At 55.8% G+C, this 26,989-nt stretch carries 26 protein-coding genes and 2 pseudogenes; 3 read left to right on the forward strand and 25 right to left on the reverse strand.

Annotation, left to right across the window (positions count from 1 at the left end; genetic code table 11):
• The 8 genes and pseudogenes from DPEP_RS00005 to DPEP_RS00040 all read right to left on the reverse strand — a co-directional run.
• A pseudogene (locus DPEP_RS00005) lies at positions 1 to 327 on the reverse strand (hypothetical protein); the annotation flags it as partial.
• 12 nt (positions 328 to 339) lie between these two features.
• Positions 340 to 1,398, reverse strand: coding sequence for a hypothetical protein (locus tag DPEP_RS00010; RefSeq protein ID WP_241760445.1), 1,059 nt, complete (start codon positions 1,396 to 1,398; stop codon positions 340 to 342).
• Complete coding sequence (locus DPEP_RS00015; RefSeq protein ID WP_005658456.1) at positions 1,368 to 1,700, reverse strand: hypothetical protein; 333 nt, start codon at positions 1,698 to 1,700, stop codon at positions 1,368 to 1,370. Before DPEP_RS00015 ends, DPEP_RS00010 begins: the two co-directional genes overlap by 31 nt.
• Complete coding sequence (locus DPEP_RS00020) at positions 1,700 to 4,189, reverse strand: hypothetical protein (protein ID WP_005658458.1); 2,490 nt, start codon at positions 4,187 to 4,189, stop codon at positions 1,700 to 1,702. Before DPEP_RS00020 ends, DPEP_RS00015 begins: the two co-directional genes overlap by 1 nt.
• Entirely contained in the window at positions 4,186 to 6,645 is a 2,460-nt protein-coding gene (locus tag DPEP_RS00025) for a hypothetical protein (protein WP_005658459.1), read from the reverse strand. Before DPEP_RS00025 ends, DPEP_RS00020 begins: the two co-directional genes overlap by 4 nt.
• Positions 6,645 to 7,421 (reverse strand): hypothetical protein, encoded by a 777-nt coding sequence (locus DPEP_RS00030; RefSeq protein ID WP_005658460.1) that lies wholly within the window; start codon positions 7,419 to 7,421, stop codon positions 6,645 to 6,647. Before DPEP_RS00030 ends, DPEP_RS00025 begins: the two co-directional genes overlap by 1 nt.
• Positions 7,422 to 7,424: 3 nt before the next feature.
• The gene (locus DPEP_RS00035; RefSeq protein ID WP_005658461.1) at positions 7,425 to 7,787 is read right to left on the reverse strand and encodes a hypothetical protein; all 363 of its coding nucleotides are present in this window, start codon (positions 7,785 to 7,787) and stop codon (positions 7,425 to 7,427) included.
• A 13-nt stretch (positions 7,788 to 7,800) separates the two neighbouring features.
• Entirely contained in the window at positions 7,801 to 10,428 is a 2,628-nt protein-coding gene (locus tag DPEP_RS00040) for a phage tail tape measure protein (protein WP_005658462.1), read from the reverse strand.
• Between the two features lie 109 nt (positions 10,429 to 10,537).
• Here DPEP_RS00040 and DPEP_RS00045 point away from each other — a divergent pair, with 109 nt between their 5' ends.
• Both DPEP_RS00045 and DPEP_RS00050 read left to right on the forward strand, forming a co-directional pair.
• Positions 10,538 to 10,912 carry a type II toxin-antitoxin system RelE/ParE family toxin gene (locus DPEP_RS00045; RefSeq protein WP_040382249.1) on the forward strand — a complete coding sequence of 125 codons (375 nt, stop codon included), beginning with the start codon at positions 10,538 to 10,540 and terminating at the stop codon, positions 10,910 to 10,912.
• 89 nt (positions 10,913 to 11,001) lie between these two features.
• Positions 11,002 to 11,211 carry a helix-turn-helix domain-containing protein gene (locus tag DPEP_RS00050; protein WP_241760483.1) on the forward strand — a complete coding sequence of 70 codons (210 nt, stop codon included), beginning with the start codon at positions 11,002 to 11,004 and terminating at the stop codon, positions 11,209 to 11,211.
• A 68-nt stretch (positions 11,212 to 11,279) separates the two neighbouring features.
• Here the strand turns inward: DPEP_RS00050 and DPEP_RS00055 are convergent, their stop codons facing one another.
• From DPEP_RS00055 to DPEP_RS00065, 3 genes are all read right to left on the reverse strand, one after another.
• Positions 11,280 to 12,230: a BRO-N domain-containing protein gene (locus DPEP_RS00055; protein WP_241760446.1), complete on the reverse strand. Its 951-nt coding sequence runs from the start codon at positions 12,228 to 12,230 to the stop codon at positions 11,280 to 11,282.
• Positions 12,231 to 12,543: 313 nt separating this feature from the next.
• On the reverse strand, positions 12,544 to 12,732 hold the full coding sequence (locus DPEP_RS00060) for a hypothetical protein (RefSeq protein WP_005658471.1): 189 nt from the start codon (positions 12,730 to 12,732) through the stop codon (positions 12,544 to 12,546).
• A 67-nt stretch (positions 12,733 to 12,799) separates the two neighbouring features.
• Positions 12,800 to 13,786: a DUF2971 domain-containing protein gene (locus tag DPEP_RS00065; protein ID WP_198003003.1), complete on the reverse strand. Its 987-nt coding sequence runs from the start codon at positions 13,784 to 13,786 to the stop codon at positions 12,800 to 12,802.
• A 103-nt stretch (positions 13,787 to 13,889) separates the two neighbouring features.
• Between DPEP_RS00065 and DPEP_RS00075 the strand changes: the two are divergent.
• Positions 13,890 to 15,439: pseudogene (locus DPEP_RS00075) on the forward strand (IS3 family transposase).
• 269 nt (positions 15,440 to 15,708) lie between these two features.
• Here DPEP_RS00075 and DPEP_RS00080 read toward each other — a convergent pair.
• The 14 genes from DPEP_RS00080 to DPEP_RS12940 form a co-directional block, all read right to left on the reverse strand.
• Positions 15,709 to 16,239 carry a hypothetical protein gene (locus DPEP_RS00080; RefSeq protein ID WP_241760447.1) on the reverse strand — a complete coding sequence of 177 codons (531 nt, stop codon included), beginning with the start codon at positions 16,237 to 16,239 and terminating at the stop codon, positions 15,709 to 15,711.
• 26 nt (positions 16,240 to 16,265) lie between these two features.
• On the reverse strand, positions 16,266 to 17,036 hold the full coding sequence (locus DPEP_RS00085; protein ID WP_005658488.1) for a hypothetical protein: 771 nt from the start codon (positions 17,034 to 17,036) through the stop codon (positions 16,266 to 16,268).
• Positions 17,037 to 17,052: 16 nt separating this feature from the next.
• A complete protein-coding gene (locus DPEP_RS00090; RefSeq protein ID WP_241760448.1) occupies positions 17,053 to 17,490 on the reverse strand; it encodes a hypothetical protein in 438 nt (145 codons plus the stop codon).
• Positions 17,491 to 17,494: 4 nt separating this feature from the next.
• Entirely contained in the window at positions 17,495 to 18,133 is a 639-nt protein-coding gene (locus DPEP_RS12495; protein ID WP_005658493.1) for a hypothetical protein, read from the reverse strand.
• Between the two features lie 15 nt (positions 18,134 to 18,148).
• Entirely contained in the window at positions 18,149 to 18,466 is a 318-nt protein-coding gene (locus DPEP_RS00100) for a head-tail joining protein (protein WP_005658495.1), read from the reverse strand.
• Positions 18,466 to 18,789 carry a DUF2190 family protein gene (locus DPEP_RS00105; RefSeq protein ID WP_005658497.1) on the reverse strand — a complete coding sequence of 108 codons (324 nt, stop codon included), beginning with the start codon at positions 18,787 to 18,789 and terminating at the stop codon, positions 18,466 to 18,468. The genes DPEP_RS00100 and DPEP_RS00105 overlap by 1 nt, the downstream gene beginning before the upstream one ends.
• A 33-nt stretch (positions 18,790 to 18,822) precedes the next feature.
• Entirely contained in the window at positions 18,823 to 20,841 is a 2,019-nt protein-coding gene (locus tag DPEP_RS00110) for a prohead protease/major capsid protein fusion protein (protein WP_005658498.1), read from the reverse strand.
• A 4-nt stretch (positions 20,842 to 20,845) separates the two neighbouring features.
• Positions 20,846 to 22,396: a phage portal protein gene (locus DPEP_RS00115; protein ID WP_005658500.1), complete on the reverse strand. Its 1,551-nt coding sequence runs from the start codon at positions 22,394 to 22,396 to the stop codon at positions 20,846 to 20,848.
• Positions 22,380 to 22,571 (reverse strand): hypothetical protein, encoded by a 192-nt coding sequence (locus tag DPEP_RS00120; RefSeq protein WP_005658502.1) that lies wholly within the window; start codon positions 22,569 to 22,571, stop codon positions 22,380 to 22,382. The genes DPEP_RS00115 and DPEP_RS00120 overlap by 17 nt, the downstream gene beginning before the upstream one ends.
• Before the next feature lie 4 nt (positions 22,572 to 22,575).
• Positions 22,576 to 24,456: a terminase gpA endonuclease subunit gene (locus tag DPEP_RS00125; RefSeq protein ID WP_005658504.1), complete on the reverse strand. Its 1,881-nt coding sequence runs from the start codon at positions 24,454 to 24,456 to the stop codon at positions 22,576 to 22,578.
• Entirely contained in the window at positions 24,453 to 24,983 is a 531-nt protein-coding gene (locus DPEP_RS00130; RefSeq protein ID WP_005658506.1) for a hypothetical protein, read from the reverse strand. The genes DPEP_RS00125 and DPEP_RS00130 overlap by 4 nt, the downstream gene beginning before the upstream one ends.
• Positions 24,984 to 25,556: 573 nt before the next feature.
• Entirely contained in the window at positions 25,557 to 26,219 is a 663-nt protein-coding gene (locus DPEP_RS00135) for a tyrosine-type recombinase/integrase (protein WP_241760449.1), read from the reverse strand.
• Between the two features lie 13 nt (positions 26,220 to 26,232).
• Positions 26,233 to 26,433, reverse strand: coding sequence for a hypothetical protein (locus DPEP_RS00140; RefSeq protein ID WP_005658509.1), 201 nt, complete (start codon positions 26,431 to 26,433; stop codon positions 26,233 to 26,235).
• A gap of 81 nt (positions 26,434 to 26,514) precedes the next feature.
• The gene (locus DPEP_RS12940) at positions 26,515 to 26,871 is read right to left on the reverse strand and encodes a DUF2335 domain-containing protein (RefSeq protein WP_083797466.1); all 357 of its coding nucleotides are present in this window, start codon (positions 26,869 to 26,871) and stop codon (positions 26,515 to 26,517) included.
• Positions 26,872 to 26,989 lie beyond the last annotated feature (118 nt).

The following is a 26,989-nucleotide window of genomic DNA, read 5'->3' on the forward strand; positions in this document are numbered from 1 at the left end:
CGAGTTTATCACAGGGGCCATGAAATCCGTCTGGCTTATGATCCCCAGCATCGTAGAGCTCGCTTCCAATGTCATGATATCTCCGTCTAGCTCTCCAAGGTACACTCTTCGAGGTAACAGTTCGGGGGTACTTGCGAACTCGTATATAGGATCCTTCGCCTCCACGTACAACCCGTCTTTCACCTTCGCCACGATGTGGTAGGGGTACTCCACCCCGTCGTGGACGTGTTTTTCCTCCTTGAGTATCTCCAACCCGCCTATGGCCGCCAATTTCTTCATTAGCACCAGGGGGTGACACCCCAGAGTATCAATCCTTTTTACCGCCATTACATTACCTCCCTATTGAGATATGACCCTGAGCCGGGCCGTCAGTACCGAGTTCGGCGCATCGTAAGGCAGAGACACCCTCAAGAAACACCGTCTTCCGCTCCACTGTCGGATATTTCCTATGGCGTGCCCCCTTTCGTAGGAGTAATCCATACGGACCTCCGAATCCACGGCGGGAGCGGCCCCGAAGGTAATCGTCCCCTTTACGTTGTTGAGGGCGTAGTCCGTCACCTCCTGCCCCCCTACCAGCACCTTCGAGACTTCACGTATCAAAGGGGTGCCGGTGTCGAATATCTTTTTACTCCCGTCTCCAGTTCCAACCAGACGGTTCTCCACGGAGAAGGCCCCGCCCAGCTTGAAAAAAGCGGTCTCCGCATCGTCGGCCATGTCGTTCTGGCTATATGGATTATCAAGACCGGAGCTCCTGGTCTCGTAATATCCTCCCTGACAGACGGGATCCACGTAGGAGAACAGCACGGACTCGTTGGCCTCCGGAGGCTCCGCTATGTACAGGCTCTCGCCGTCGTCTTGGATCTCGAAGCCTGTTCCCTCCGGTATCTCCACTCCTCCCACCAACAACTTCAATGGCGTCAGACATCTGGACGGAAGGGGAAAGGATCTAGTCACTCCGTCTCCGGCCACGCCAGCGACCTGCTCCATGGTCACTATTACGGCGTTGGCGTCGGTGGACCCTACGGAGTAGGCATAATCGCAGGTGACCACCTTCCCGTCGGCAGGAGGGGACGAAAAAACTATCAGACCGTTCTCGTGGTCCACAGAGACCCCCGTCGCAGGTGAGCCGTCCACCTTGACCGCGACTGGAGCCTCCGGATGGTTCACCAGCGGCTTGAACTGGGTGGCGAAACTGACCCTCGCTCCGTCGGCGGTCCCCAGCAACTCGCCGGACACCTGAGTCGGCCTGTCGTTCCATAGGCGGAACCCTATCTGTACACTGGTCGTCCCGGTGTCTATGGCCCCGAAGTCCAACCGGCTCAGTGGATACGCATCGTCGCTCGTTCTCAACTGCATTATCGGCATATCTATTCCTCCCTTTTTTCTTCCTCTTTCCATAGCCGGGCCATCCGGTCCAGTTCCTCAGGCGACTGCCGTATCACCACCGGAAAAAACCGGGCGTACCAGGTATGGAGAGCCATCCTCGTCCACCATTCGCCGAACCCGAACACCTCTAGAGCCTTGTCGTAATCCCCGATGGACAGGGAGCATCTGCCATGGCCGAACAGGGCCACGATCGCCCCATTCTCACGAGACCCCAGGCTTACCAGTTCCCAATCGGTCGCCTGCTCCAAGACATACGGAGAGGGGCTCGTCTCGCACCGGACCGACAGCCAGACCCCCGTCCAATGTCGAAGCATCACCCAAGGTGGTCCCTTCCCTCGTCGACCTCCAGCCTCGCATCGACCAGCGGGACGGTGGGGTCTATGGCCGCCGCAGAAAGTATCTGATGATCGTAGGTCTGACCCATGGTCACCGCCGGACGGTTTATGTCCTGGGCTTTCTCTCTCCACAGATCCATCCTCTCCACCATGTTCTCCGCCAGCGCCGCCTCGGGGTTCCCCGTCGGCTCCGGAAGAGGATACAGACAGGGTTTATTCCCGAGAATGGAGTCTATGTCCTCCTTTACCCCGCCGCTTCCCCCAGGCCAGGTTCCCCACCTAGCCCAGTAGGTGGAGGGGACCAATCCGGCGGCCTTTTCTCCTACCTCTCCCGCCTCCTCCGGGTCGATCCGGCGCGCCCCGCTCCGACAGACCCCCCAGACCTCCGGCTTGGGGTCGTTGCCGGTGGCCTCTTTCAGCTTGGAAAAAACAGCCATAGGCTCGTCTCTGACCGTAGCCCATCCGGCGAAAGTCCAGAAATAACCAGGTCCGGCGTCCACCTCTTCCCATTCTTGGAATAGAGGGTCTCCAACGTACAGCCGTTGATTCGGCAGAGTGTAAACCAGCATGGCGTCCCCGAAGGAGTCCTCCAGGTACTTGTTGAAAGCCTCCTGAACCATCAGGGCTCCGTACAGGGCGAACCCTCCTCCGAGACCGACGAGAGGCATTAGGAAAGACCAGTCGGTGGTCTCCAGTAACTTCCGATAACGTATCCTTCCTACCGGGGCGTGGAACAGACTCCAGTCCGCACCGGGGAAGTGGTGAACGTGGTAATTCCCCTGTCCATACGGGGCCACCAGTCTGTCGGAACAGGGCCATGAAACCCGGTTTTTCTCCCAGCCTCCACCGTCGTACTTCCATGCCATCACATCGAGGGCCTCGTCTTCGTAGTTGTCTCCGGATAGATAGATCAGGCCGTCGGAAGTTACCGACATTCCCTTTCGGTTGTCCCTGTGTGTTCCGTCGTGAAAGTCGTTTGAACCGTCGCTATCGCCCAAGCCTTCCAGGTTCGGAGGGCTTCCCCGAACTCCCAGATCCGGCAAATCCCACCAGCCTATTTCCAGAGGATCCCCCGCCCTGCCCAGCCAGGGGATGCAGAGGTCTTCCGGCTTCACGTCCTGGGAAAAACGCTCTCCTCCCTCGCCTACCGCCTCCACCGGGGAACTACTTTCAAGGCAGACCTTTTCGTTAGCCGAATGGGACCGGACGAAACCATGTCCCTCAGAAACCTGGATATCTCCCACCTCCGGGACTATGTGCCGTCGCATGGTCCGCATATCCGTGATAACCGCCCCACCGGAGGCCTCTGCAATCAGAAGAGGCCCCGCCGCATCGACCGGCTCTGCTTCTCCGGGAAAACACCATCGCTCCATGGTCCTTGCCGCCCCTCCCAGTTTCGAAGGGATATCTCCGTACGGCCACCAGAAAAAGACTTTCCCGTCCAGAGAAAGAACCCCGGGGAGGGCCAGATAACCCCATCGGGGAGATAGAAAGCCCTCCTCGATCTCGTATAGCCTCGTCTCCTCCCCCCAAAGGTGGAGGGCATAAGGACCACGGACCGACAACAGCCGACCTCGTGGGTCCCCCTCTCCCGCCGCTACATGGACAGCTCCACCTCGTACCGGGATAACCTGTCCCGGTTCTTGCCCTTGGAGCTCTCCGCTATGGACCACCGACAACCCTAGACAGGTACCATCGGAGTCGAAGGAAGTAGGCACCAACAGGGCCCTCCCAGCCGACTTGCTCCCGGCCCCATACAAGACGCCACCGTCCAGCCACAGCCCGCCGAAGGAAGGCTCTGTCATCTCGGTTTCCGCGGCGGGGTCGCAGTCGTACCAGGTCATGCCGTAGACCCCGGAGGACCCTGCGATGTCTCCGATCTCGAACCGCTCCACTTCCATCAGCCTGGCGGCAAGTGCCGCCCTTTCAAGACCCTTGGCCTTGTCTGCCGCCTCGCGAAGTTTGCGGTACTCCTCCCGCTCCCATCTGTAGGCAAAACTCAAAGGCGTATAGCACCACCGGCCGAAAAAAGCCGACTCAACAGAGGAGAGAGAAGGAACGAACGGAGCCGTGTCGCTATCGTCGCACCGGTCCACCCACCAGCCGGAGTTACCGGCGTCGGGCATCGGGCAGGGCATCTCCACGGAGACGAAAACCCCGTCCACGACCAGGCCGCCGGAGACCAGAGCCCAGTCGTACCCCGACAGGACCGCCTCGTCGCATAAAAAAAGAGGGGACAGGCCCTCGCCTACCCCCTCTTCTCGATTCCATATATATACACCGCTCTCGAAAAGCCAGATCCGCCCGTCCCCCGATACCTCGATCAATTCTCCGGATTCGTCCGGCTTCCCGGCCTCCCTATCGAGGAGACGGATTTTAACCGTCTCCGGCACGGCGAAGGGAACCCTGCCAAGCACGTGGCCGGACAACCGCCCGACCGGACCCGTGTAGACTCTCGCTTTCGTCATTTCATCACCGCCTGGATAACGCCGCTGGAGACGCTCCCGGGAGGAAGGAACACAAGTGCGTTGTCTCCTCTCTTGATCCGTATGGAGGAGGTACAGCTGACCGGACGACCGCCCAGTATGACCAGAGCCCTGTCCGGTCGGACGTCCACCACCCGACCGAAGGCGCTCCGGCCCTTGCCGATACTCTCCCTGGCGTAGACGTTGGCGGCGGTGGATCCGGAGTTGAGCAACATCAGATACTCCGGCGGCGTAGTGTCCGAAGGACGGAAGGATATGGAGGTCTGTAGCCTGTCGAAACTGTGTTCCACCGCCATCACCCCCCCGTCCGGATGGACCCTCATGTCCAGGGGTACCGTGACCGTCTCCACTATCCCCCTGCTTACCTTCTTGACCGACAGGATGTTGTCTGCAATGGTCTGGGCTATCGACCTGGCTCGATCCTCCGAGAGATGCTCATCTATGTACAGCTCCTTCTCCGTCCATATACTTCCTCCTCCGGACATGCCCACCACCGGAGACACCGGAGAGGTCCCGGAGGTAGACCCCGCCAGATGGCGGAAAGCCTTGTACCTGGAACACCTCTCGTACCCCGGAGTTTTTCCGTCCTCCAGATAGCCGCAGGGATCACCTTCGATGTAATCCTCCGAATCCGATTCGGAGTCTTCCGTCGAATGAACCGGACCGTCTACCGTCTCGACGCCGCTTCCGTCCCATCCCGAAGGCTTCGACCTCGACGTCCCGGGAGCGGAGACCGCCGATGGAGACTCTACGACCCCGCAGGTTCCATCGCTACACAAAAACGGGCAGGTCTCTTCCGACCAGATCCCGTCTATATAGCGGTTTCCACCGTCCTCGCCCGACGTCTTCTCCCTGTATCTCCTGCCGGGCTGAGACAGCGTTCCGACCTCCTCCGAGATGGAGGATCCGCCTGGAACCTGAATTATCCTCATGGAGCCGTCTTGAAGTAGCGTTTTCATCTGAGCCAGGGCCTCCCCGGCCCTGGAGTTTGCAGGGTCGTAAAGGTCTCCGAAAAGCCCTCTCTCCAGCATATCCGCCAACCCGTTGTCGTCGGTCGTCCTCTCTATACGGGTGACGCATTTACCGTCGTCGTCGAAAACCTCGTCTATCTGTCTCTGTCGCTCCCTCTTTATCATCGTGGTGGTCTGATAGGCCGGAAGCTGTATGTACCTGGTTTGGCCGTCGCTCCCTACCCAGGTAAGAGGGTTCCCGTCCGATCCCGTCACAAGGTCCGCCTCTCCGACGTCTCTTTCCTCATAGCTCCATTCCCTCTCGGTGAGCCCTCTGTATCCGTGATCGTCGTCCCACGTCCAGGCCCGCTCGGTCTTGTGGGTGTAGGGTACGTCGTTTCTTCTTCTGTCGGGATCATACGAATTGATCTCCACTACTTCCTTCAAGATGTGGGTTTTGTCCATGTCGTAGGATCGTCTCACCTGATACTCCATGACGTGCTCGACCGTCTCGGTGGCTAACCCGCCCGTGGCATTATCGTAATAGACCGCATCGACGGCGGTATCCTCGACGCTTCCGGCCTCGACGAGGCAGAATCTCCACAGCCGCTGTTCCTGGTCGCCTACTCTTACCACGGAGGACTCCACGTCATAGGAGTAATCCGACACGATACTCTTTCTGATACCGGCCCCGGGAAGAAACAAGCTCGCTCCATAGGATTCGACCACGTTTATAGGCGACAATAGGGTATATCTCCAAGACAGGGTCCCCCCCGGCAAGGCGGTGGTCCCCCGCTTCGTGATCCGCTTCAACGATCCAGAGGGAGTCGTCCCATAATAGCCGCCTCCAGGACCGTCTTCGTCTACCGAACCGGAGGAGTCTCCCCGGCGTCCCAGGATAACCACCACGCCGGAGGCGTACCCGTCGAGATCCAGATCCCGGGCCTGTACGTCGTCCAGGTTCAACCCCTTGCAGGGATAGGTTTTACAAGGCCGGGGCGGAGCTACTTTCAGGGTTCCGTCCTGGGTCATATAGGCGATGGCTCCCCCGAGGGTGGCGAGGTCCAAAACGGCGTTCGCCGCCGTCTGGCCCGAAACCAGGTGTCGGGCGTCCACCGGGACGTCTCTGTCCAGAGTCACGTCCGCTTTCAACCCGCACCCCTCCGCCAGCTCGGACAAGACATCTCCCAGGGTGGATCCTTTTATCTGGTGAGGCAACAGAGGGCTTTTCATGAGCCGGAACCCCGCATCGTAGCCGGAGAGGGACCACAACACCCGTCCGTCCTCGGCGTCCCCCAGTTTATCCGCCCGGGACACCAGCCCGTTTTCCATGATCCCCGGGACCGTCCAAGATCCACCAAGCTCCGGAGGACTCCCCGCAGGCAACAGTACCTTTCCCTGCCATGTCCCTATGAGGGCCCGTAATTCTCTTCTATAGGAAAACTCCACATATCCATCCGGCAGGGCCGGGGCCTGTATTTCCCGCACTACTTCACCTCCAAAACGACTTCCGCCTCGGCGATGTCCGACCGCCTGGGCCTCGATGTCACCGCTATCATGGGATCTCCGCCGGAGGAGCCCTCGACCGGCAGGAAAACCGACCATATCGGCAGGTATCCGACCCATCCGTAGACCACTCCGCCAGATGGATGTATCGACACCGGAATCTCTCTGGTAGTCCGGGCCACGCCGTTCACATCCGCCCAGGGCCTTATCATGTGGGCCGACGCCGGAAGCCCCGACACCCAGGCGGGAACGCCCGAGAGATCCACCGACGCCGCCTCGCCTCTGGAAAGGACGGCGGAGAGTTCCGAGGTCCATCTCATGGCCCCAGAGACGCAAAGGTCCTCCCAGTCGCAGAGTCGTCCGGTCTCTCCGAATACCGGACGGTCCACCACCCACCGAGGCGATACGCTGGCGTCCGCCTCCACGGGGCACAACATCCAGCGGAACGGACGGAAAACCTGCATATCCTCCGATCGCAGACCCCTAAAGGACACGTCCAACCTGGTCAGCTTACCGGCATTCGTGAGAGGTTCGAATCGAAACGCCGGACGACACAAACCGACCCTGCCGACCTGCAAAGTCTCCAGATACAACAAAATAGTCCGAGGCTCCACCTCCAGGGTCAAAACATCGTGAGTCTCCTGCCTCGTAACGTTGGCCACCGCCGTCTCTGGCTCTCCGTTCAGGCTGACAGCCAGGCAGAGAGGCGGTTCCCCGCCGCAAAGATGCAGACTTGCCCAGCAGGATACGCTATCCATGGGCTACTCCCCCGCCATAGGTTCGTCTATATCCAGGCTTCCATCGTAGGCCCTGGTGGACAAAGCCTGTATCTCGTAGGACCGACCGTCGAAAAACTCCCCGTCGACTGCCCTTATCCGGTGAAGCCCCGACAGCTTTATCTGCTCCACCACGTACTCTATTCCCTGATGGGAGAAGACCTCGCCGACCGTGAAAAATCCCGCAGGGTGAGAGGTGAAATGCCCCTGAAAGGTGGCCCTGAAACGGACCCTGCCGCCGGGGCGACGGACGAAAACAGTCTCCCCCGAGGCTGTGACCACCATCTCGCCGTGGGGGATCTCCTCGATATCCGTAAGTTCGTAGTTGGCCACCGGGTCGTAGCTCATGGGACCACCCTCCTCAGTACCCCAGATCGAATGACTTGACTATCCCCCGGCCGATCTCCCGACCGGTCTTGTCCGCATCCTCCGGACGTTTTACGTTGACCGTGCCTATCTGTATCGATATAGGGGCGGACACCTTGTTGACCGTCCCGCCGAATTCGCCCTTACCGGAGAACTTCGGCATCCTGCTTTGAACCCCCAGGTTGGAAAGCTCCAGCTTGGCGTGGTAGGCTTTCAGATCTCCCATCAAGGCGGAGCTGAATTTCATACCGGCATATTCTTTTTCTATCTGATCTCCGGTTTTTTTGACGAGCTCGTCCGTCCTCTTCTGAATGAGCTTCATGGCCTCTGTCAGAGCGGGACCTTTTATAAAGCCGTCCTGAATGGCCCCGGTCAGAATCTTTACGATGGAATCCTGCCCCTTGCCCATGGCCCCGGCTATGGAGGCCATAAGAGCGTCTCCCCCCTCCGTTCCCATCTTCTCCATGGCGGATACGAAGGCGGTGGCCATATAGGGATCCTCGTCGGCGAGAGACTTCTTTATCTCCTCTACCGCCTTCAATATGGAGTCTCTCATCACGGCATCGGCCTCTTCGGCGGAGACTCCCAATGTTTCCATCGCCTCTTTGCCGCCGGCTTTTATCTCCACTACACGCTTCTTAAGGTCCGAGATGGCTAAATCTATCTTTCTGATCGGCTTATCGCTAACCCACCTGGCTAGGAGATCGTCGGGGTTATCAAAAAGCTCTTCATCATCGAATAGACTAGCTAGAGAAAACGGGTCCTCTTCAAGCTTTTTCATATCATCCGATACGTTTTTGATCTTATCGTCCAAATCCTCGACGGCCTTGGAGGTCTCTTTTAGCGATACACTCGTCTTTTTGTTCTTCTCTATCCATTTCTGAATCGGTTCAGGCAGACTTTCGAGGGCCTCTTTATCTCCCTTCAAGGCCTCTTCGAACCCTTCCAGATCCTCCAGCCCCATATCCAGGCCTATATTCGCCCCGGCACCACCAAGAGCGAGCTTAAGCTCGTAGAACCAAGCTCCCTTGTACTTGATCAACGCCCGCATCTCGTTGCGAAAGTCCTTGGCCCAGCGAGACAGTCGTCCACTGTCTCCCAACTTATTAATCATCTCCGATAATGCCGCTCCGCTTTTTATAAGCCACTTAGCGATGGAAGTACCCTCGATAAAAGCCGCCACCTTGTTGAACTTCTCCATCATATCGGCCAAGTCGCCAAAAGATCCCGCAAGGCTTAGAACTCCTCCGGCTATGGACAAAACCTTACCGGAGGCCCACCCGTATATTATGATCTTGGTCAGGCTGTCGGCGTGTTCTATCAGGAGCTCCCAGGGGATCATGTCGGCTATGGTCTTAAGCGATCGATAGATAGCCTTCAGCATTCTGCCGAAGGTCTCGCACTGATCGGTGAAGGAGGCGACATCGACCTTCTCCAACGCCTCTTTGAACTCTTCCACTTGTATATTGCCTAACCCCAATCCTTCGAAGAAGGCATCAACCGAGCCCTTAAGCACCTGGTTTTCGTCCGCCCATTCGACGAGAACCTCCAGCAGTTCGGCAACGTGGGCGACATATCGAGACACCTCGTCTCCCAACGGCTCAAGGAGCTTGTCTTTCGCGGTATTCCTAAGTGATTGAAGAGACTCTATCAACGTAGATGTTTCCTCGTCGGCCGTTTCGATCGCTCCCTCGGCCTTCGACAAGACCTCCACCAACGCTCCGAGCTCGAAGCGGTTCTCCCTGATAGCCGCCGCCATGTCCGGACCTGCATCGGCGCCGAAATACTTCACGGCCTTGTTTATGGCATCTCCTTCGGTGGTGGCGTTTTTTATGCTATTCGTAAGGTCCTTCCATCCCTGAACCAGGTTCCGGACACCGCTTCGGGTCATGTTGGTTATCGCCTGGCCAAGACCGGACAGGGCCTTTTCGGTGCTGACCCCTTCCTTCTCCCACTTGCCCAACAACCCGAGAGCCTCCTCCAGGGAGAAGCCCAGCTGCCTGAACTTGGTTCCATAGGTAACGGCCTTCTCCGCCAGGTTTTCTATGGAAGCCCCCGTCGATCTGGATGCAACGAACAGCGCATCCAACGCCTCGGTCTGTTTATCCGTCGAGATGGACCAGTCCCCGAAGAGCCTGGAACCCAGACGAACCGCGTTGTTGAGATCCACTCCGGTGACGTCCGACAGGGACAGATACTGCTGGGTCAATTTCTCCAGAGCCTCACCGGCGGCCCCGGTCGCCACCCGAACAGCCGCCAGAGCCTGGGCCACCTCTCCGTATCCGGACACCGGGTTTTCCCTGAAAAGCCTTCTGACGATGTCCTCGTATTCTTTCAGGGCCTCTTCGCCTTCTCCGGTTTTCTGGGCGACGACCGCCATGGCCTCCTCGAGGTCCTGGGCCACCGAGAAAGCGGCCAATCCGGTTCCCGCGGCGGCGGTTTTGGCCGCAAGGCCTACCGCCACAAGCCCCTTCATAGCCGGGTCGAAAACCTTCCCTACCGACTGGCCGTAGGTCTCCAGGCGGTGACCGTTCAGATAGAGGGTTTTCTGCAATCTGTCGAAGGCGCTCACGGCCTGATCTACACGAGCCCCTACGTTTATCTGTACGTCCCGCTTGGACAAAAGATCACCTCCGGAGAGAAATAAAAAAAAGCCGCCCCTGAGGGACGACTTTTTGAACGAGAGAGTAAGCTTCGTTGCGTATAGTAGCACTTAGTGCTACTATACTAGCATGAACCGGATATTTATAACAAAGGCATTTTATCGTTGGATGTCCAAAAATCGCATCAACAACGACAGCATCATAGCCGCCGTAAAAGAGATGGAATCCGGTCTAATCGATGCGAACCTTGGAGGATACATCTGCAAAAAAAGGATTCCTCTCCCGGGGCAAGGGAAAAGGGGTAGCGCAAGAACGATAGTCGCAACCAAGCAGGAGAATAGCTGGTTCTTCATTTATGGATTTAACAAGAACGAGCGTTCAAACATATCCTCGAAAGAACTCGAGTCCTTTCAGGAAATGGCAAGAGGGTTGCTGTCTCTGACAAATCAAAAACTATCTTTAGCTACTAGAAATGGCGCATTGAAGGAGGTGTCGTCAAAATGAGCCGTATACTTGAAGAAATGCACGAAACAGCTCGTGACCTGTACGAAGCGGGAAGCTTTTCCAAAAACCAGATGCAAAACTTCGACGTAATGTGTCTCCCGAAGGTTCCCAACTATTCTCCGGAGAACATCAAACATATTCGTTCTTTGTACGATCTAAGTCAAAAAAACTTAGCTTTTCTCCTTAACGTCAGTCTATCTACTCTACAAAAGTGGGAAACCGGAGCGAAAAAACCGGCAGGGGCGGCCAGAAAACTCCTGAACGTCTTGGAATCAAAAGGAATATCCGCTCTGCTTTAAACGCACATTACCAAGGGCCATCATCTCGACGATGGCCCTTGATGACTTTAATCAGTATTGGTTAACCTTTACTCCACCATGGCCGTTATACCGAAGTGATCCAGAAACCACTCCCTGCCTCTTTCGTTGTACACGAAGGTGTTGACCTCCTTGCTGGAATAACGGGACTTGCTTCTTATCCAGTAGCCGTATTCTCCGTCCTCCCCCGCCGGGCTCTTCAGATGATGGGACTTGGCCACCTTGCCCACCACCTGGGCGGAGACTCCACACTCCTTCCCTATGTCGGTGGCAGAGTACATCGGCTCGGCGGATCTGGGAAGCAGACGAGTCAGATCGACGTCTGTAACCAGCTCGCCGTACTTGGCCATAAAGACGGTCTTGGACTCTTTGGTCATGACGTCCTTGAAGGCGTCCATGCCCTTCAGGATCATCTTGGCCATTCGACAGTTGGCGTTTCGCTCCATGATGGCGAGACGTTTTTCCGCAAGCTCTTCCTTTCTGCCGTTCTTGGATGGATCGACGCCGGGAAGAGCGTAGCTTCCGGTTTTTCGTATGGTCGGCAAAAGCTCGTGGGTAACCCAGCGTTTGAATCGTTTGGCCCCTGGCTTGTTCGACCGCATGATCAGGATATACAAGCCGGACTCGGAAATCAGTAGAGTGTCTCTGTTTTGACCTGATACGAAAAGTTTTCGTATCAGCTTCTCATCCTCGTCCAGCTTCGAGCATGATTTACTGACATCCGATAACCCCAGCACATCACATACATCTTTTGCCACCCACCAAGGGTTGCCGTTGATGAATACCACCCTTACCACCATTCGCTCGAACTCGAACAACGTCACATCAGAATCACCAGTTACGGGATTAGCCTCCAGCACATCTATCATCTCTCCTGCCTCCCTTCGGCTCTCTGCGGCACGAAAAAAATCGAAAGCGGACCTTATCTCGCCTTTCTCGTCGTTTCTTTCCATCACGGCGACGGTTTCCGATAAATCAACGGAACGCCCCTGTGCCTCCATCCGATTTACGTAAAGCCATGCCACATACACGACCCAGCCGTAAAAAGTTCTCCTATCGACGTTTTCAGGCAGATCACGCAACCCCGACGATCTATACGAAAAAACGTCATTTACGGCCCTTTTTATCAATTCCCGACCTTGAACATTCTTGCTTCCTGTTTTTTCCTTAATTTCAAGCATAAAAAAAGCCCCCTTACGTCCATAGGGACAGGGAGCCATCGACATGGTACAATTATTCCATGTGAGGGCTTGTCCCTTGTTCTACCCCGTTTGATCGTCTGTCCGCCAAGAGAGATCGATCATGCGGGGTTTCCTATTTAGATTTCGCGTTCTTCAGTTTTTCTACCGCTTCTTCGCTAAAGAGATAGTTCCGACTTCCAGCTTCCCTCATCTCACAATCATCAAGGCCGATCTTTTTTCCCAACCTGATGACGTAGGACGGATTGAGTTCAAGCTTTTCCGCAACCTCTTTGGTAATAAAAACAGTCCTTACGTCCGACATCGCAACACATCCTTTTTTAGAGGATATCAGTATTGATGTCTGACGTCAAGATACGCCTAGATAGCTATCAAGGGAGAAAGTCCAAGTATGAATCATCACTCATATTAACAAACTCATCGTTTAACCTTATACTTATTTCCTCCTTCCCCCCAACACAAAAATGGCGAAGAGTCACCGTGTCCTCCGCTGAAAGATCACCTTTATTCAATTTACCTAACAAGACGGTAGCCTCTTCTCCGGTCATTGTTATATCGTTCAACAGCCCTGTTTTCTTTGGAACGAGAAGCTTTTTAGGATCAATCTTAGTCGGTAGAACATCCCAAGAACTAGGATCTAGGTCAACACTAAAGACATCCCATTTTTCATTTATCGCTTTATGGGATACATCCTCTTCGCCATCAACTAGGGCTCCTTGTGCTTTTAAAATTGGATTCCTACACCCCAGGTAGACTTCTTTTATTTCTTGTTTTTTAGCGTACATATGGAGCCCAGGTTTGATAGGATACGCCATGCTAGGACATAGCATAATATCGCTAGTAGAATCAAAACCACAATTTGGATCGGATTGAGTTTCTCGACACTCTTCAAACAAATCAGACACAATTCTTACAACCCGAACCTCGTCTTCGTATTCCCAATCAGAGCTTTTAGTTAACAAAAAATCCGAAAGCATTTTCTTAACTCTAATTGAGCTATCCTCATCTAAATAACCTGGAGCTTTAGGGGGAAGCTCCATCAGGTCCTCAATAGACTCTCCCGAAGAGATCAAATACATAGCATGGACATGCTGCCTGGTTTCGCAATTTAAGATATACTCCTCTCTATCATTACAATAACGAACGTTTCCATCATTTACGGTAATAACGTTATACAAATCACTGCAAAAAAAAGCATCGCTAACATCATATCCAAGAACGAAGCCTTTATGATTCTGCCCATAATGAGACCACATCAAAGAATTCAATGGATTTCTTGTAAGAGAGAGAACTAAAAACTTCTCTTGCATCGATGTGATGTACTCAAAAACCTTAGGGCTATCTCCGTCAATCGACAATGACAGCTCAAAAGGATCATTGAAATATCCCTACCTGCCAAAATAGGTGTCGCATGATAGACTAGTTTAGCGAGTCGAGAGAGGCTCCCTGGAGGTGCGACACATGGCGAGGTACAGCAAAGAACAAAAAGAGGCAATCAAAAAGAGAATGATGCCGCCGGAGAACATGTCCATACCTAAATTATCGAAAGAGACTGGCATAACGGTGACAACCCTCTACAACTGGAGAAAAGAGCTCCGTGCGTCCGGCAAAGCAGCTCCCTGCGACGAAGATAGACCGGATAGCTGGAGTTCCAGAGACAAGTTCCTCATAGTCCACGAGACCTACACCATGAACGAGGAGGAGCTGGCCCGGTACTGCAGGGAAAAAGGACTGTACGTCGAACAGGTTATAAGCTGGCGAAACTCCTGCGAGGAGGCAAACGATGGCCAGAGCCTCAAGGTCAGGGAGCTTATGCATGAGGTAAGCCAGGTAAAGAAGGATCACAAGAAGCTGGCACAGGAGCTCAGACGTAAGGACAAAGCCCTGGCTGAAGCGGCTGCCCTGCTGGTATTGAGAAAAAAAGTCCAGGCGATCTGGGGGGAAAACGAGGACGACTGATCGGTGCCTCGGATCGCCGTAAAGCAGTAGAACTGATCGAAGAAGCCGTATCGAGCGGAGCTACCCAGGCTAAAGCCTGTAGAGAGGTCGGCATCACTGAGAGAACCTTCCAGAGATGGTGCAAAGAGGGCCAGGTAAAAGAGGACCAAAGACCTCACGCTCCCAGAAAGACGCCTCAGAAGCTATCGCAAGAGGAAGAACGAAAGGTACTAGAGATAGCCAACAGCCCGGAATACGCCAGCGCACCGCCAGCCCAGATAGTGAACGATCTACTGGAAAAAGGCATATACATCGCCTCTGAATCGACATTCTACAGGATACTCAGGAAACACAGACAGATCAACCATAGAGGCAGAACGGCGGCTCCGGTAAAAAAACCTATAACAACCCATAAAGCCGACGGTCCTAACCAGCTGTGGTCCTGGGATATAACTTACATCTGCGGACCGGCCAAGGGCCTGTTCTACTACCTGTACCTCATAATAGACCTCTACAGCAGAAAGATAGTCGGCTGGGAGATCTACGACGAAGAATCAGGAGAACTGGCGTCGGAGGTGGTCACCAAGGCGGTCCTGTCGGAAAAGATCCGCCTTGCCGATAAACCGCTGATCCTGCACGCCGACAACGGAAGCCCCATGAAAAGCGCCACATTGAGGGCCACCATGGAAAAACTGGGAGTACTGTTCTCCCACAGCAGACCGAGGGTAAGCAACGATAACCCCTACAGTGAATCGATCTTCAAGACCCTGAAATACAGACCTGCCTTCCCCAGTGGAGGCTTCAAGGACATAGAGGATGCGAGAGCCTGGACCTACCGGTTCGTGTCCTGGTACAACCATACCCACCGTCACAGCGCCTTAAACTACGTGACGCCGGAGCAGAGGCATAAAGGAAAAGCCCCGGAGATACTGGCGAAGAGGAAGAAAACCCTGGAAGAAGCCAAAAGAAAACACCCGGACAGATGGAGAAACAGACCGATAAGAAACTGCTCCATCGAGGAGACGGTCTATCTGAACCCGGAGAAAGAGCCCCGGGAAAAGCGCAGAGACTGAGTTAGTCCAATTCGATCTTTTTGCGACATCTCGCTTGACAGGCTCCGATATCTAGGCTCCCTAAATCCAACTTGGCTGCTTCTCAATGCAGCCAAACCAGCGTCGTAACCATAATACTTGTATAGAATCACATTACCACCAACCCAACACTAAATTAGAAACGCTTCTTGATTTAGTATTGTATCAGATAAGAAGAAATACTGCTTCTCGTCACTTTTCCCCCTTCTTTATGAAAAGACATCATAACCACTCTCAGATACTGACTACCCCTAAATCCCCACAACCCCATCCTTTACCAGGTCCTCTATCGTCCGTCGCTTTCCCTTGCCCCGCTCTTCGTCGGGGTCCAGGATTTCCTGTGCAGCCTCGATAAAGCCCACGAACTGCCAGTAGGTCCAGCGATGGAACATCGTCTCCTCGTCTATTCCGAAGTTGCGCCTCATATGAAGGCAGAACTTCGGCCATGCCAGAGGATCCCCCTCCGAGTCATCCGCTCCGTCCTCGCCGTGGGTCTTGAGATCCTCCAATATATCCGGCACCTTGTTGACCTCCCAGACTATGGCCAATAGACCGGACTTCACATCGGCATCCTCCGCCGGAATGGAATCCGCCGTGGGGAAGGCATCCATCAATATAGGGTCCAGAACCCTCCGTTCTTCAAGCAAGGCATCCATGGCCTCTCTGCCGTCTTCGGGAATCTCGCCGTCGCACAGCTCCCTTATGGACACGACGAGGGCGGAAACGTCCGCCCTCGTCAGATACCGCAGTTTATGAGGCCGCCCGCCTATGGTAACGACCAACCGGGCAGGCTCGGGGAAATGGCGCATTACCAGCCCCCTCCGGGAACCACCTCCGCCGGCACATCCATAACCGTCATAAGCTGACGCCCCGCCGGTTTCGTGCTGTCCGCTATTGCCGTAACCTCCACGGCCAGAGGCGACTCGGAAGCCTCCTTGAACGCCATGGAGAAGTTACCCTTCACCTTGCCCTTCCATATCCGGACGTGACGATACTTTCCGTCTCTGCGCTTGTGATAGAAATCGACCCGGAAAGTCTTGTCCGTCGAGGTTCCGCCGCCGACGCCGAACCCTTTGCTTTCGTAGGTCTTATACGTGTAGCTCACCTTGACGTCGTCGCCGTCGGCTATCTTGGCGGAGTCGGGCACTCTGTAGATGGTTCCGTTCAACCGGTCCAGATAATAGTCCACTCCCTCGGTCAAAGCCGTGCCGTCCACGGTGGTTACCGTGGCGTCCCCTTCCACCCTGCCCTTGCCGAGCATGGTATGGACGGAATCGAACAGCGTCACAAGCTCGTCTGCAACGGTGGCGGTTCCGGCGTTTTCTGTTACCGGATCGTACTCCGGCATCAGACGGCAGACCATATCCAGGTTCGTCTCCAGCAGATTGAAGCTCAGGGTCAGCTCCTCACTGACCAGAGCAGAAAGGACCACCGTCGCCGGGAACCCGGCTTTCAGATCGTAAGTCTCCTTTCCGTGCTCGAAGGTCAGATCGTCCTTCAGCTGACCGACATCCTCGCCGTCGACGAACATGCGGCCGGATCCCAGAACTATATCGTTGGAATTCCTTACGTTCGCCATTCCTATCGCCCCTCTCTCACCATTCCGTGACCGTCAGCTCCATCTCCCCCACGAAGGCGGGAGACTGATCGGAGCTGAAGAGATCGTATCCGGTGTAGGTTATTCTGTACTCGCTCCCCACCACCTCCAGGGAGGACAGCACCAGCTCGCCCAGTTCGTCCACCTGCAGAAAGCCGGGAAACGTTATCTTGTTGCCGTCCCGCTCCTCTCCTCCGTCGTTCAACACCGCCCACATGAGATCTATTTTGTGCTCTCCACGACCGACTCCATCGAAATCGCTCCTGTCGGGAGCGACCACGATCGCAGGAAGCTCGTCGTTTCCGGGAGGACGCCGGGCGTTATATCCGGCCATCACGATCGGCTCTCTGCCGAAACGGTCCAAACAGAAAGCCCGGACCTCTTCGGACCGGGCTATGGAGTCTCTTATCTCCATCATTACCTGAGTCAATCTCACCTCGTCACCACCAGCTTCCGTAGACTCTGTATTTTCTCTTGCTCTTTTTCGTGGACCTCTTCATATCGTCCTCCATGTATCCGTCGATCTTCTTCACGAAATATCCCGGAATTCTGGGAACCAGAACCTCCCTCATAGGGCCTATGGTCGGCCTGGCGGGGAGGATTATCTCCCTCGTCTCTTTCCGAAGACGTACGCCTTTTTTCAGCACCTTGGGCCATTTTTTGCCTCTGGCTCCGGACCACCAGAACCGCCGCATCTTTTCGGTAACCGGAAGACGCCGTCCCTTTTCCTGCATAGATCCCAGATACACGGCGCTCTTCGAGAGCCACCCCACGGTCAGGGAGCCGTCGTCTTTATACTGATAGCCCACGGCCTTTCGAAGCTTGCCGAGAGGTCCGCTTCTTACCTTCTTTTTTTTCATGACCCTGAGTTTAGACTTCGCCTTGACGCCACGGGCTACGCCGGACAGAGGAGCGTAGCGTCTTCCTCCGGGAGCTCCGCTCTCTATGCCTTTTTTTATCTCCTTCTGCATCATCCATCCGACAGACTTCAAGGCCCTCCGGCGAAATTCGGGAAATTCCCTGATAACGTCCTCCACCCATGGAGTGGCCATATCCTTCCAGGAAACTGTGACGGACATAGGATCACCTCCCCATTACAGAAACGACCGATCCGTCCGGATCTCCAACAGAGCCGTCGTCATGGAACGGGAGATCTCTCTAACCACCGACCAGACCTTCCCGTCGGCCTCGACGACCTCGTCTCCTTCGCAGGGATCCACATCGGAAAGTCTTATCCTCAAAGTTCCTTCCGTGGAGGAACCGTCCGACCCGAAGCCCGTTCCATCGGTTGCGGTCCTGCCCTTGCGGATGATCGCCCGGATCTCGCTGCCGTTATAGACCACCGTGTCGGCCCAATCACCTTTGAACAGGGCTTCCACCGTAGATGTCAGGTGATCCCGGAAAGATCCCATCAGTCGATCTTCACCTCTCCGAAGTTCGCCGAAGCCACCTTCGGAGTCCAGGCATACCCCGCCAGGGGTTTGTTCCCCGTACCGTCCCTGGTCAGGCTTCCGGCAGAGGCATCCCAGTAAAGAGCCTCTCCGGGAGCGAAGGCCGTCCCCGTCACGGCGGGCAGCCGGAACACCCCCACCACGGCCAGAACTCCCATCTTCCCAGCCGGTATATCGGTAGTGGCCACTCCGATCCTTCCCCCCAAAACGACCACATCGTCTACGGACACATCCTCGGTCGGCGTGTAATCCATCCTGCCGCCTATCTCCACGTAAGTTCTCACACGAATCGCCTCCTTATGAAAAAACCCCGAAGCCTACGCCCCGGGGTTCTTCTGGAAACCGCGCCAATCCATAGCCTTGGCTCCCACGTCTATTCGCACCTTGTAGCTCGTTCCGTCCACGTTCCATCCCTGCTGCTGTTCCAGATAGGGTTCCTTGATCCCGTTCAGGAAGAACAGCTTCACCGTCTTGCCCTTCTCGGCGGCCATGTAGAAAGCGGTCTCGCTCACGTCGTCCAATCTGGGATCGGACACGAGCTCGAAGGCTCCGGCGTAGGGGTTTGCTCCTCCTCCGTTGGCTTTGTTCGCCGCGGTGTCCACCGACAGAGGAGTTTCGGTCTGCTTGAGGAACCTCCTGGCCGCAAGCTCCAGAGCCACCGGCACCACCAGGAACTTGGGAATGATGTTCAGCCGCCTCTTTCCGGAAAGGTCCGTCTGCCGCTTCATGGCCTGCACCATGAGGCTTAGCGCCGTCAAAGTGGCCTCGAAATCGGTGAAGCTGAAAGCCGCCGCAGGCTGAAGGTTTCCGTGATGGGTACAGAAAAGATCCTTCTTGTCGCCCATCTTGGGGTTATCCAGAAAAGCCTGGTAGCCCACGTCGGCCACCTTGCGCCTGGCGGCCTCGCCCATCTTCCGGGGAATATCGGTCAGTACGCCCAGTGCGTCGTTTACGATCGACTGTCTGGATATGGAGAACATACGGCCGAAGGTCCCTATCTTCCAGGCCTCCGACTCCTCTCCCATGGATCCGCTCTTGTACTCTCCTGATTCCGGCAGAGGAAGCAGATCGTCCACCTCTCCGGCCCTCGCCCCGGTGTGTTCCTTGAAATCGGTCACGACGCCGGAGTCGTCCATCCACTTAAGATAGCTCTCCTCCTGAACGCCCCACCCTTCCATAAGAGAGACGTTCGCAACGCTTCCCAGGATGACGGGAAGGTCCGAGGTGGTCAGGGCGCGGCCTATCATCTCCATAGGATTTCCCCCGACCCGCTCGCCCATCCGGGTCAGACATTCCTCGGCCATTCTCTCCAGCCTGTAGCCTCTCAGATCCATGGATCCGGCGGCAGGTTCCTCTACGGGCAGACCGCCGCGGATCAGGAGCGCATCTCTGGCGGCGGAACGGAACTTCTCCTTCTCGTCCTCCGTCACCCTGCCGGGAACGGAGATTGCCTGCCGCATCTCCTTGAGCTTTTTCATGACCTCGGATCTCACCGTGTCGAGTTCCGCACCGGAACGGATGAATTCGCCAAGATCGATATCGAAGGATCTTCCCATCTCCTGGATCTCCGCCACCCTCTCCCGCTCGGCCCTGATAGCCCGGACTACTGTTTCCCCTGAAGAAGGGTTGCCTCTTTCGCCGTTTCGGAGGTCGTCCGCAGCGGACCGGTTCTCCTCCCTCCCATCGTTTACGGCGAGGTCGTTTCTCTTAGGCTCCGGGGCCGCACCGTTCCCGACTTCGTCGCCGGGCAAAGACAAATTTCCTTTCACTCCGTCATCTCCTCCTTTTTCATCGACACTCCGTCCCACCCCCACCGACGGATCGGCGGGAACCGACACGATGGAAATCTCCAGTCCTTCCCATCTGGTGCCCACGTAACAGGGCCCGGCAAAACGACCGTTGCTGGACGTACCACCGGCCGGAACCTTTTCCCAGTTCTCCACCCTGTAGCCCACCGATACGCTCTTGAGAGATCCGGCCAGAACCTTTCTGTAGATCCTGTCGCTTTCCTCGTCGTCGTCGAACCGGACTAAAGCCCGGCCCTTTCTGGCGGACTCGTCTATCCACACCTTCTCGATCGATCCTATGGGAACGTCGGATTTGTGGTTCCAGAGCAAAACCCCCATTTCCTCCAACCGTTTGAGGTCGGCGGCCCCCTGATCGTGAGACAAATATTCCACGTCCCCCCAGCGAGAAACCGGAGACTCGGACGAAAAAGAGAGCTCCACCGTTCTGGAGCTCTCCTCGACATTATTAGCCTCGACCCCGGCTATCTCTCTGTAATAGGTTTCTCCTGCCTCAGACTGTACGGACCTGCAACCTCTGGAATAGGTCACGCAATCACTCTCCTTTCCCGTTATCCAGAGCCATCAACGAAAGAGCCTCCTGCCCTATCCCGGAAGATCCGGCAAGACCTCCGAGATTAAGGGACGTCATATACTCCCTCTCTCGCGATATCTGCTCCAACACCTCCCTCCAATCCTTGCCCTTGGAGGCACATACATCCTGAAGGGTTGTTATTCCGGCCTCCATCTCCTTCGTGATAGCCGATACCTCTTTAAGAGGATCCACCCACTGCCTTCCGGGAGGAACCCACCGGCACCGGTTATACACCTCGGGACGCTGGAAATAATCCCGTATGTTCAGCTTTCCGGACAAAACGCAGGCACAGACGAAGGCCTCCCATAGAGGCTCGAGGACCCTCTCGACCATGAACTGCCTCAGCACCTTGTATCCTTCCTCGTCCTCGAGGGATGCGGCCCTGGCCGAGCTGTAGTTCGTTCGGCTGACGTCCCTGCTCACCACCTCGTAGCTCTGCCCCGTTCCCGCTCCTATCAGTCTCTGCTGCAAAGCCACGAAGTCCGAGGCTCCGGTGTTGGGATGGGTCGGGTTGGCGAACTCCACATCCGCCCCGTCCGGAAGGGTATTCACTATTCCCGGCTCGAGTCTGGTTACGTTCTTATCCCTGCCCAGGGCGTCCTGGACCGTGGCGTTCCTGCCTATCGACGGAGTGTTCCCGCTTCCCGTCTTTATGAAGGCGGCGAAACACGCCGCTATCCTGGCCGCCATCAGTTCGGCATCCATGTACTCTCCCGAGTCTCTGATATTGCCCATGACATGGGCGAACTGGCTTATGCCCCTCACCGCCTGAGGTCTGGTCTTTACGAACATCGGCAACACCCGCCCGGCATCCACTCTCACCGCCTCGGTTGTTCTGCCGAAAGAGGACGTCTCCATGTCGTCCCTGTAGAACCAATAGGCCAGAGGACGCCAGTACTCGTTGACCTCCACTCCCGAAACTATCCGCTTATCCTTCGCCCGGGGCATCCAGGTCGCAAGGGCGTCGGCCTCCATCATCTGTATCTGCAACGGAATGAATCCGTCCTCCGGAGCCGTGAGAATCGGGTATATCTCTCCGTCCGTAACCATACGGCGGACCATCATCCGCTGAAGACCGTAAAACCCGTCGTGGCCGGTTATGTCGCAGTTCTTCGGCTTCGCCCACACCTCCCACAGGGCCTCTATCTCCCGGTTCAGCTTTTCGTTCTCCGTTCCGTCGGCATCGAGGATTTTAGCCTGAGGCCGTAGCCCCGTGCCTACTACGTGACGCTCCATCGCAAGCAGAACGCTCTGAGCTATTCCGTTGTTCCGTTCGAGGTCTCTCGCCCTGGCCCTTATCCTATCCCTGTAGACTCGGTCGGTTTCGTCCGGCCTTTTATTTACCGCCACCCAACCGCTTCCGTAGCGGTCTATCCTGGCGGCGTCGTAGTTGCGTTTCTCCCATCGGGCCTCCATCTTGGCCCTGTCGTCCATACGTCTGGCACCGGCTCCGGGAGCCACCAGTCCCACGGCCCGGTCCAGCACGTAACCCGCCTTACCAAACCACGACATGAGGACCTCCTCCCTCTTCCATGGCCAGCATGCCCCGAAGCTCCTTTATCCGTTTCTGTATATGGGACAGGTTGGCCCTGTCTATCTTCAATCCGTTATCCTCGAAGGCCTGTCCTCCCTCCAGTATCTCGACCTCGGCTTTTTCGTACATGGCCAGTTCTTCCGTCAGGGTCATTAGATCACCTCCCTTTCCACCATCCCGAACCGCCGCCCTTCAGCCATCCCGCACCTTCGGCGGAATCCACGGAAGAAGACGACGGCCTCATGGCCTCCCGCTCCTCCTCCGTTGGCATGTAGTGCAGGTTGAGCATTCTGGCCGCCAGAGTCGCATAAACCTCGCAGTCCAGAAGGTGGTTGGCGGCGTGTCCGGAGATCTTCTTCCACTCGTGATGACTGGAACCTGTCCTGGCATCCGTCACCATCACCTTGTGCTCCGACGCTATCTGCTCGGCGTATCCTCTCGGGCAGTCCCTGAAAAGCGACCACGACCCTCTAGTTCCGGGCTCCTTCGTCATACGTCCGAAAATGAAATCCTTCAACAGAGACGTATTCGCCTCCAGCATGGTGAGGCCGTCTTTCCGGCCCTTGCGGTCCACCACGTGACGGCGGTAATAACCGTCCATCCTCCGAGAGGAACCCTTGACCGGACCCAGAACATCTCCGTACACCACGCAGGCGTCGTAGACCTCGTCGGTCCTGTAGCCGCAGTCGACAAGGCAGTAGCCGATCTGACACAGACGACCGTCGCCGAAACGATAGACAGGCTCCACTATATGGGCCCTCAGACCGTCCTGAAGGTCCGTTTCGTTCCAGGTGTCGAACCGGCCATACTCGATAAGCCAGGACGTCAACCCGGGACCCCAGGCACGCACCACGTAATAGGCCTCCGACTTCTGAACGTCCACTCCGGCGGTAATGGCCACCGCCTCGTCCGGCACCTCTCCTCGGGAATAATTTCCGGAAGCCTCCAGAACCTTCTCCGGCTCCGCCTTGGCCACCGACTCCCTGAAGGGCTCGGCCAGCCAGGAGTTTATGAAGTTCATAAGATCCTCCGGACTGTCTTTCGACCGAAGGAACTCCGAAGCCACGGCACCGAACGAAATCTGAGGAGAATATATCGAGTTCCAGTGGAAACCTATCCGACGGATCTTCCCCGGCTCGGCTCCTTCCGAAACCCATCTGCCTTGGCCCAGCATAAAAGACTTGTCCCGATCCTCTATCCTTCCTTCACAGTGAGGACAGCGATACCACGCCCGATCCTCCACCTGGCGAATTATCTTCTGTCTGGCGGTGGGATCGTCCTCCTTCCTGAGGGCTTCCGTGAGATCCTCGGGCCACGACACATCCTTGAAGGAGAAGGAGAGGAGCTCCCCGCAACGAGGACAGGGAACCTCGTACCGATAGACGACGTCGCACCTCTGCAAAAGCCGCCAGATGTTCCCGGTCTCCAGGGTCGGAGTGGATATGTACATCAGCTTTCGGTTGGGAAAAGTCTTGGTCCTCTCCTTCCCCAGCTTCAGCGGATTAGCCTCCCGGCCCGAATACCTCGGATACTTGTCGATCTCGTCGAAGATTATGTATCTCATAGGCATGGCGGAGAGAGCGGCGGGGCTGTTCGCTCCGGTGAGAGCTATATACATTCCCCGAAACTGAAGCTCCAGACGATCCGACTCCCTCTCCCGAAAGATCCCATTGAATACGTTGCTGGTTTTTATCATGTCCTGAAGCCGGTTTTCGCTGGCCCATTCCGCTATATCCTCGGTGGGATACACCACCAGAGCCGCCCCGGGATCCTGACAGGCCGTGTAACCCAGACAGTTGTTCGCCGCCTCCGACGCCCCCGCCTGAGCTCCCTTGCACAGAACGATCTCCTCCACTCCCGGCTCGTTCCAGGCATCCATGATCCCCTTCAGATAGGGCATGTAGGAAGTCCTCCACGGTCCGGGCTTGGCGGCAAGCCTGGGAGTCAGGATCCGATAACGGTCCGCCCACTCGCTTACGGTCATCCTTTCCGGAGGCTTGCAGGCCGCAAGCTCCGCGGATGTCCAAGGTACGATCAACGAACCACCTCCTTTTCCTTCTTGCCCGCCGGTGTGAAGGGGCCGTCTCTCGAATACCCCTCCCAGAGAATCCGGATCTCCTCTCCCAGAATCTTCTCCATCTCCGTCCGAGACATGCCCTCCAGCAGAGGAGGCAGCGTATTGACCCAGCCGAACATGTTGGTCCGGCAGATCACCAGACGATCGGCCCAGGCATCCTCAACCTGCTCGAACGGAATGTACCGCCCCTCCAGAACCTTAAGACGAATCTCCTCCTGAGCCGCCTTCGCCTTGCGATATTCGGCCTCGGCTTTCAGCTTTACCGCCTGCCAGTTACCGTCGTTGTCGGGGCTGTCGGTCTCCAGTCCGCACCGCCACCTATAAACCTCCTCCGGATCCCACCACCCTCTACCGGCCTGAGGACAGCCGGACCTCTTCCACTCCGACATCGTCTTGGAGGTCACCCCGAAAAAGGCGGCGCATCTTTTGGTGGAGAGCATTATCCTGTCGCCCTCGACCTTGATGTTGGGCTTCGCCAGGCGGATCACCCCCTAAGTAAACTCTAGTTTCCACCCCATTTCGGCGTTTAATGTTCTATGCTTATTGATATTTGATGCTTAACCCTTAACCCCAATTTCGTATTTTAATCGAGATTTTTCCATCGGTGCAACCGACCCCTGAGGCCCCCGCCCCCCAGGAAGGACCCGTAACGTTTTCCCTTTGCGACTACCGGGCTCACGGCTTCTCGAATCGGACGAAATCGGCCTCTTCGGGATTCTCTACAGCGTAACTCAATGATAGGGAGTAACGTAGAACAACCTCTTTCGGAAACCCGCCCCACTACCGGCCTGGATAGCCTTCGAGCGGAAGATTATTAAACTCGGAAACAGGCTTTTTCTCGAAGATAGTCGAAAAATGATTAAAAACGACCGTTTCAGACCCTCTCATTATTAACCCTCCGACGCCGGGAAGCCTTGCAAACACCGGATTCTTTTCTTCGATTCGGCGCTAATGAGCCCCGAAAACCCCGATGTTTAACCCCTACGGCCCGATCGAGGACCAGACAAGACGAGCTCGATTCCATGATTGATTTAAAATGTGGCATTATGAAGCCAAATCAATCACAGGTTCAAGGCCCTGTAGTGGCCGTCCGTTATCTCTTTCGTGATGCCCAGATAACGCAGAGTAACCTTCTCCGACGAGTGGCCGTACATGGTCTGGATATCCGCCAGAGGCACCGAATCACCCTCGTAATAGAGCATGTACCCCAGGGTCTTCCTCATGGAGTGACAGCCGATGGACGTGGTTCGAAGGTTGATCCGCTCCGCCGGAGGCGATGCCTCGTTGGCTCGTACCGCCGCATCGTTCAGCATCCGGTAGACCTGCATCCTCGATATGGCCCGCGTATCCTCTCCCTTTCGGCGGACGGCGGCCCATAGGGGCTCGTCTCTAGCCAAGCCCCTGAGATCCTTCCTGTAGCGCAGATAGTCCTTTAAGGCCTCCCGGCTTTTGTCTACGAGGGGGAACGTCCGGATGTTACCGGTCTTTCCCTCCCGAAGCCGTATTTCCTCCTCTATCCTGAGACGACAGCTTCTACCGGCCAGGACGTCGTCTACCTTGAGGTCGAGCAGATCTCCGATCCGGAGGGCCGAATTGATCCCGAAGACGAAAAGGGCGTAATCCCTCAAAGCCGCCTCCCGGCTGGATCTCCCCGGCCTTTCAAGAATGGCCCGCTTCATCCGGTTGATCTGCCTCCTGCCTCGGAAGGGACTCGTGTATTTCAATCCCGCTCCCTCCTCATCCCTCGCAAGACCTTCTCAACCGCTCGAGGCTCCATCCCTTTTTCGCCCTTCGCCTGAGCCACCGCTTCATGAGGTGCACGTCGCAGGGTTCGACGATAGTGATGGGATCGGCCATGTAGGGAATGGGATACCTGGCGTCGGAGACACCGACACGCAACCCTCCCCGTCCTTCCCTGCGACACCAGATAACGTACATAGCTAACCCCTCCTATTCCAAGGCATAAAAAAAGCCCCGGTCCAGAAGGACCGAGGCATCAAGCTTTCTTTATACCGTTATCTAAACCAATTTATCTTCGTCGTTTTCTTCTTTCGATTTTGACTTACGAGAATGACTATTCCATACCGAGGCTATGACGACGCCTACAGCAGCAAAAATAGCTGCGATGCTTTTTCCACCAAGCCCTTCTCGAGCAAGTAAAATCGAGCTATAAAAGCCCGCTAAGCATATAGATCCACCAAAGAAAATTCCCAACGGAACTGCAATAGCTAAGCATTTTGCGGAAAAGCGCCTAGCTCGCCCCTCTTCTTTCATCATATCAACAATATCTTGCGCAGCTCCAGGGCACACCGCTTCATACTCTTCTAAAACGGAAGGCGGAGGCAAGGGGCCCGAAAACCGCACAGAAGACTTCATTATGATTTCGGTAGCGATATGAGCTGTAGACCCTTTGATAGCAGACGCCTCAGTAGCAGAGAGAGAGAACCATCTGCGACGCGTTCTTCCAAAACGTCTTCCGTTATCTTTTCAATTT

Origin of the sequence: Dethiosulfovibrio peptidovorans DSM 11002, assembly GCF_000172975.1 — a bacterium.
In the GTDB taxonomy this organism is placed as follows: Bacteria; Synergistota; Synergistia; order Synergistales; family Dethiosulfovibrionaceae; genus Dethiosulfovibrio; species Dethiosulfovibrio peptidovorans.

Excerpts from the sequence above, each read along its gene's own strand:
- DPEP_RS12495 (WP_005658493.1), bottom strand. The coding sequence starts at position 18,133 with ATGTCCGTCACAGTTTCCTGGAAGGATATGGCCACTCCATGGGTGGAG.
- DPEP_RS00015 (WP_005658456.1), bottom strand. The coding sequence starts at position 1,700 with ATGCTTCGACATTGGACGGGGGTCTGGCTGTCGGTCCGGTGCGAGACG.
- DPEP_RS00030 (WP_005658460.1), bottom strand. The coding sequence starts at position 7,421 with ATGGATAGCGTATCCTGCTGGGCAAGTCTGCATCTTTGCGGCGGGGAA.
- DPEP_RS00140 (WP_005658509.1), bottom strand. The coding sequence starts at position 26,433 with ATGTACGTTATCTGGTGTCGCAGGGAAGGACGGGGAGGGTTGCGTGTC.
- DPEP_RS00060 (WP_005658471.1), bottom strand. The coding sequence starts at position 12,732 with ATGTCGGACGTAAGGACTGTTTTTATTACCAAAGAGGTTGCGGAAAAG.
- DPEP_RS00085 (WP_005658488.1), bottom strand. The coding sequence starts at position 17,036 with ATGGCGAACGTAAGGAATTCCAACGATATAGTTCTGGGATCCGGCCGC.
- DPEP_RS00045 (WP_040382249.1), top strand. The coding sequence starts at position 10,538 with ATGAACCGGATATTTATAACAAAGGCATTTTATCGTTGGATGTCCAAA.
- DPEP_RS00010 (WP_241760445.1), bottom strand. The coding sequence starts at position 1,398 with ATGGAAAGAGGAAGAAAAAAGGGAGGAATAGATATGCCGATAATGCAG.
- DPEP_RS00020 (WP_005658458.1), bottom strand. The coding sequence starts at position 4,189 with ATGACGAAAGCGAGAGTCTACACGGGTCCGGTCGGGCGGTTGTCCGGC.
- DPEP_RS00115 (WP_005658500.1), bottom strand. The coding sequence starts at position 22,396 with ATGTCGTGGTTTGGTAAGGCGGGTTACGTGCTGGACCGGGCCGTGGGA.
- DPEP_RS12940 (WP_083797466.1), bottom strand. The coding sequence starts at position 26,871 with ATGAAGTCTTCTGTGCGGTTTTCGGGCCCCTTGCCTCCGCCTTCCGTT.
- DPEP_RS00050 (WP_241760483.1), top strand. The coding sequence starts at position 11,002 with ATGTGTCTCCCGAAGGTTCCCAACTATTCTCCGGAGAACATCAAACAT.
- DPEP_RS00055 (WP_241760446.1), bottom strand. The coding sequence starts at position 12,230 with ATGGAGGCACAGGGGCGTTCCGTTGATTTATCGGAAACCGTCGCCGTG.
- DPEP_RS00035 (WP_005658461.1), bottom strand. The coding sequence starts at position 7,787 with ATGAGCTACGACCCGGTGGCCAACTACGAACTTACGGATATCGAGGAG.
- DPEP_RS00120 (WP_005658502.1), bottom strand. The coding sequence starts at position 22,571 with ATGACCCTGACGGAAGAACTGGCCATGTACGAAAAAGCCGAGGTCGAG.
- DPEP_RS00100 (WP_005658495.1), bottom strand. The coding sequence starts at position 18,466 with ATGGGATCTTTCCGGGATCACCTGACATCTACGGTGGAAGCCCTGTTC.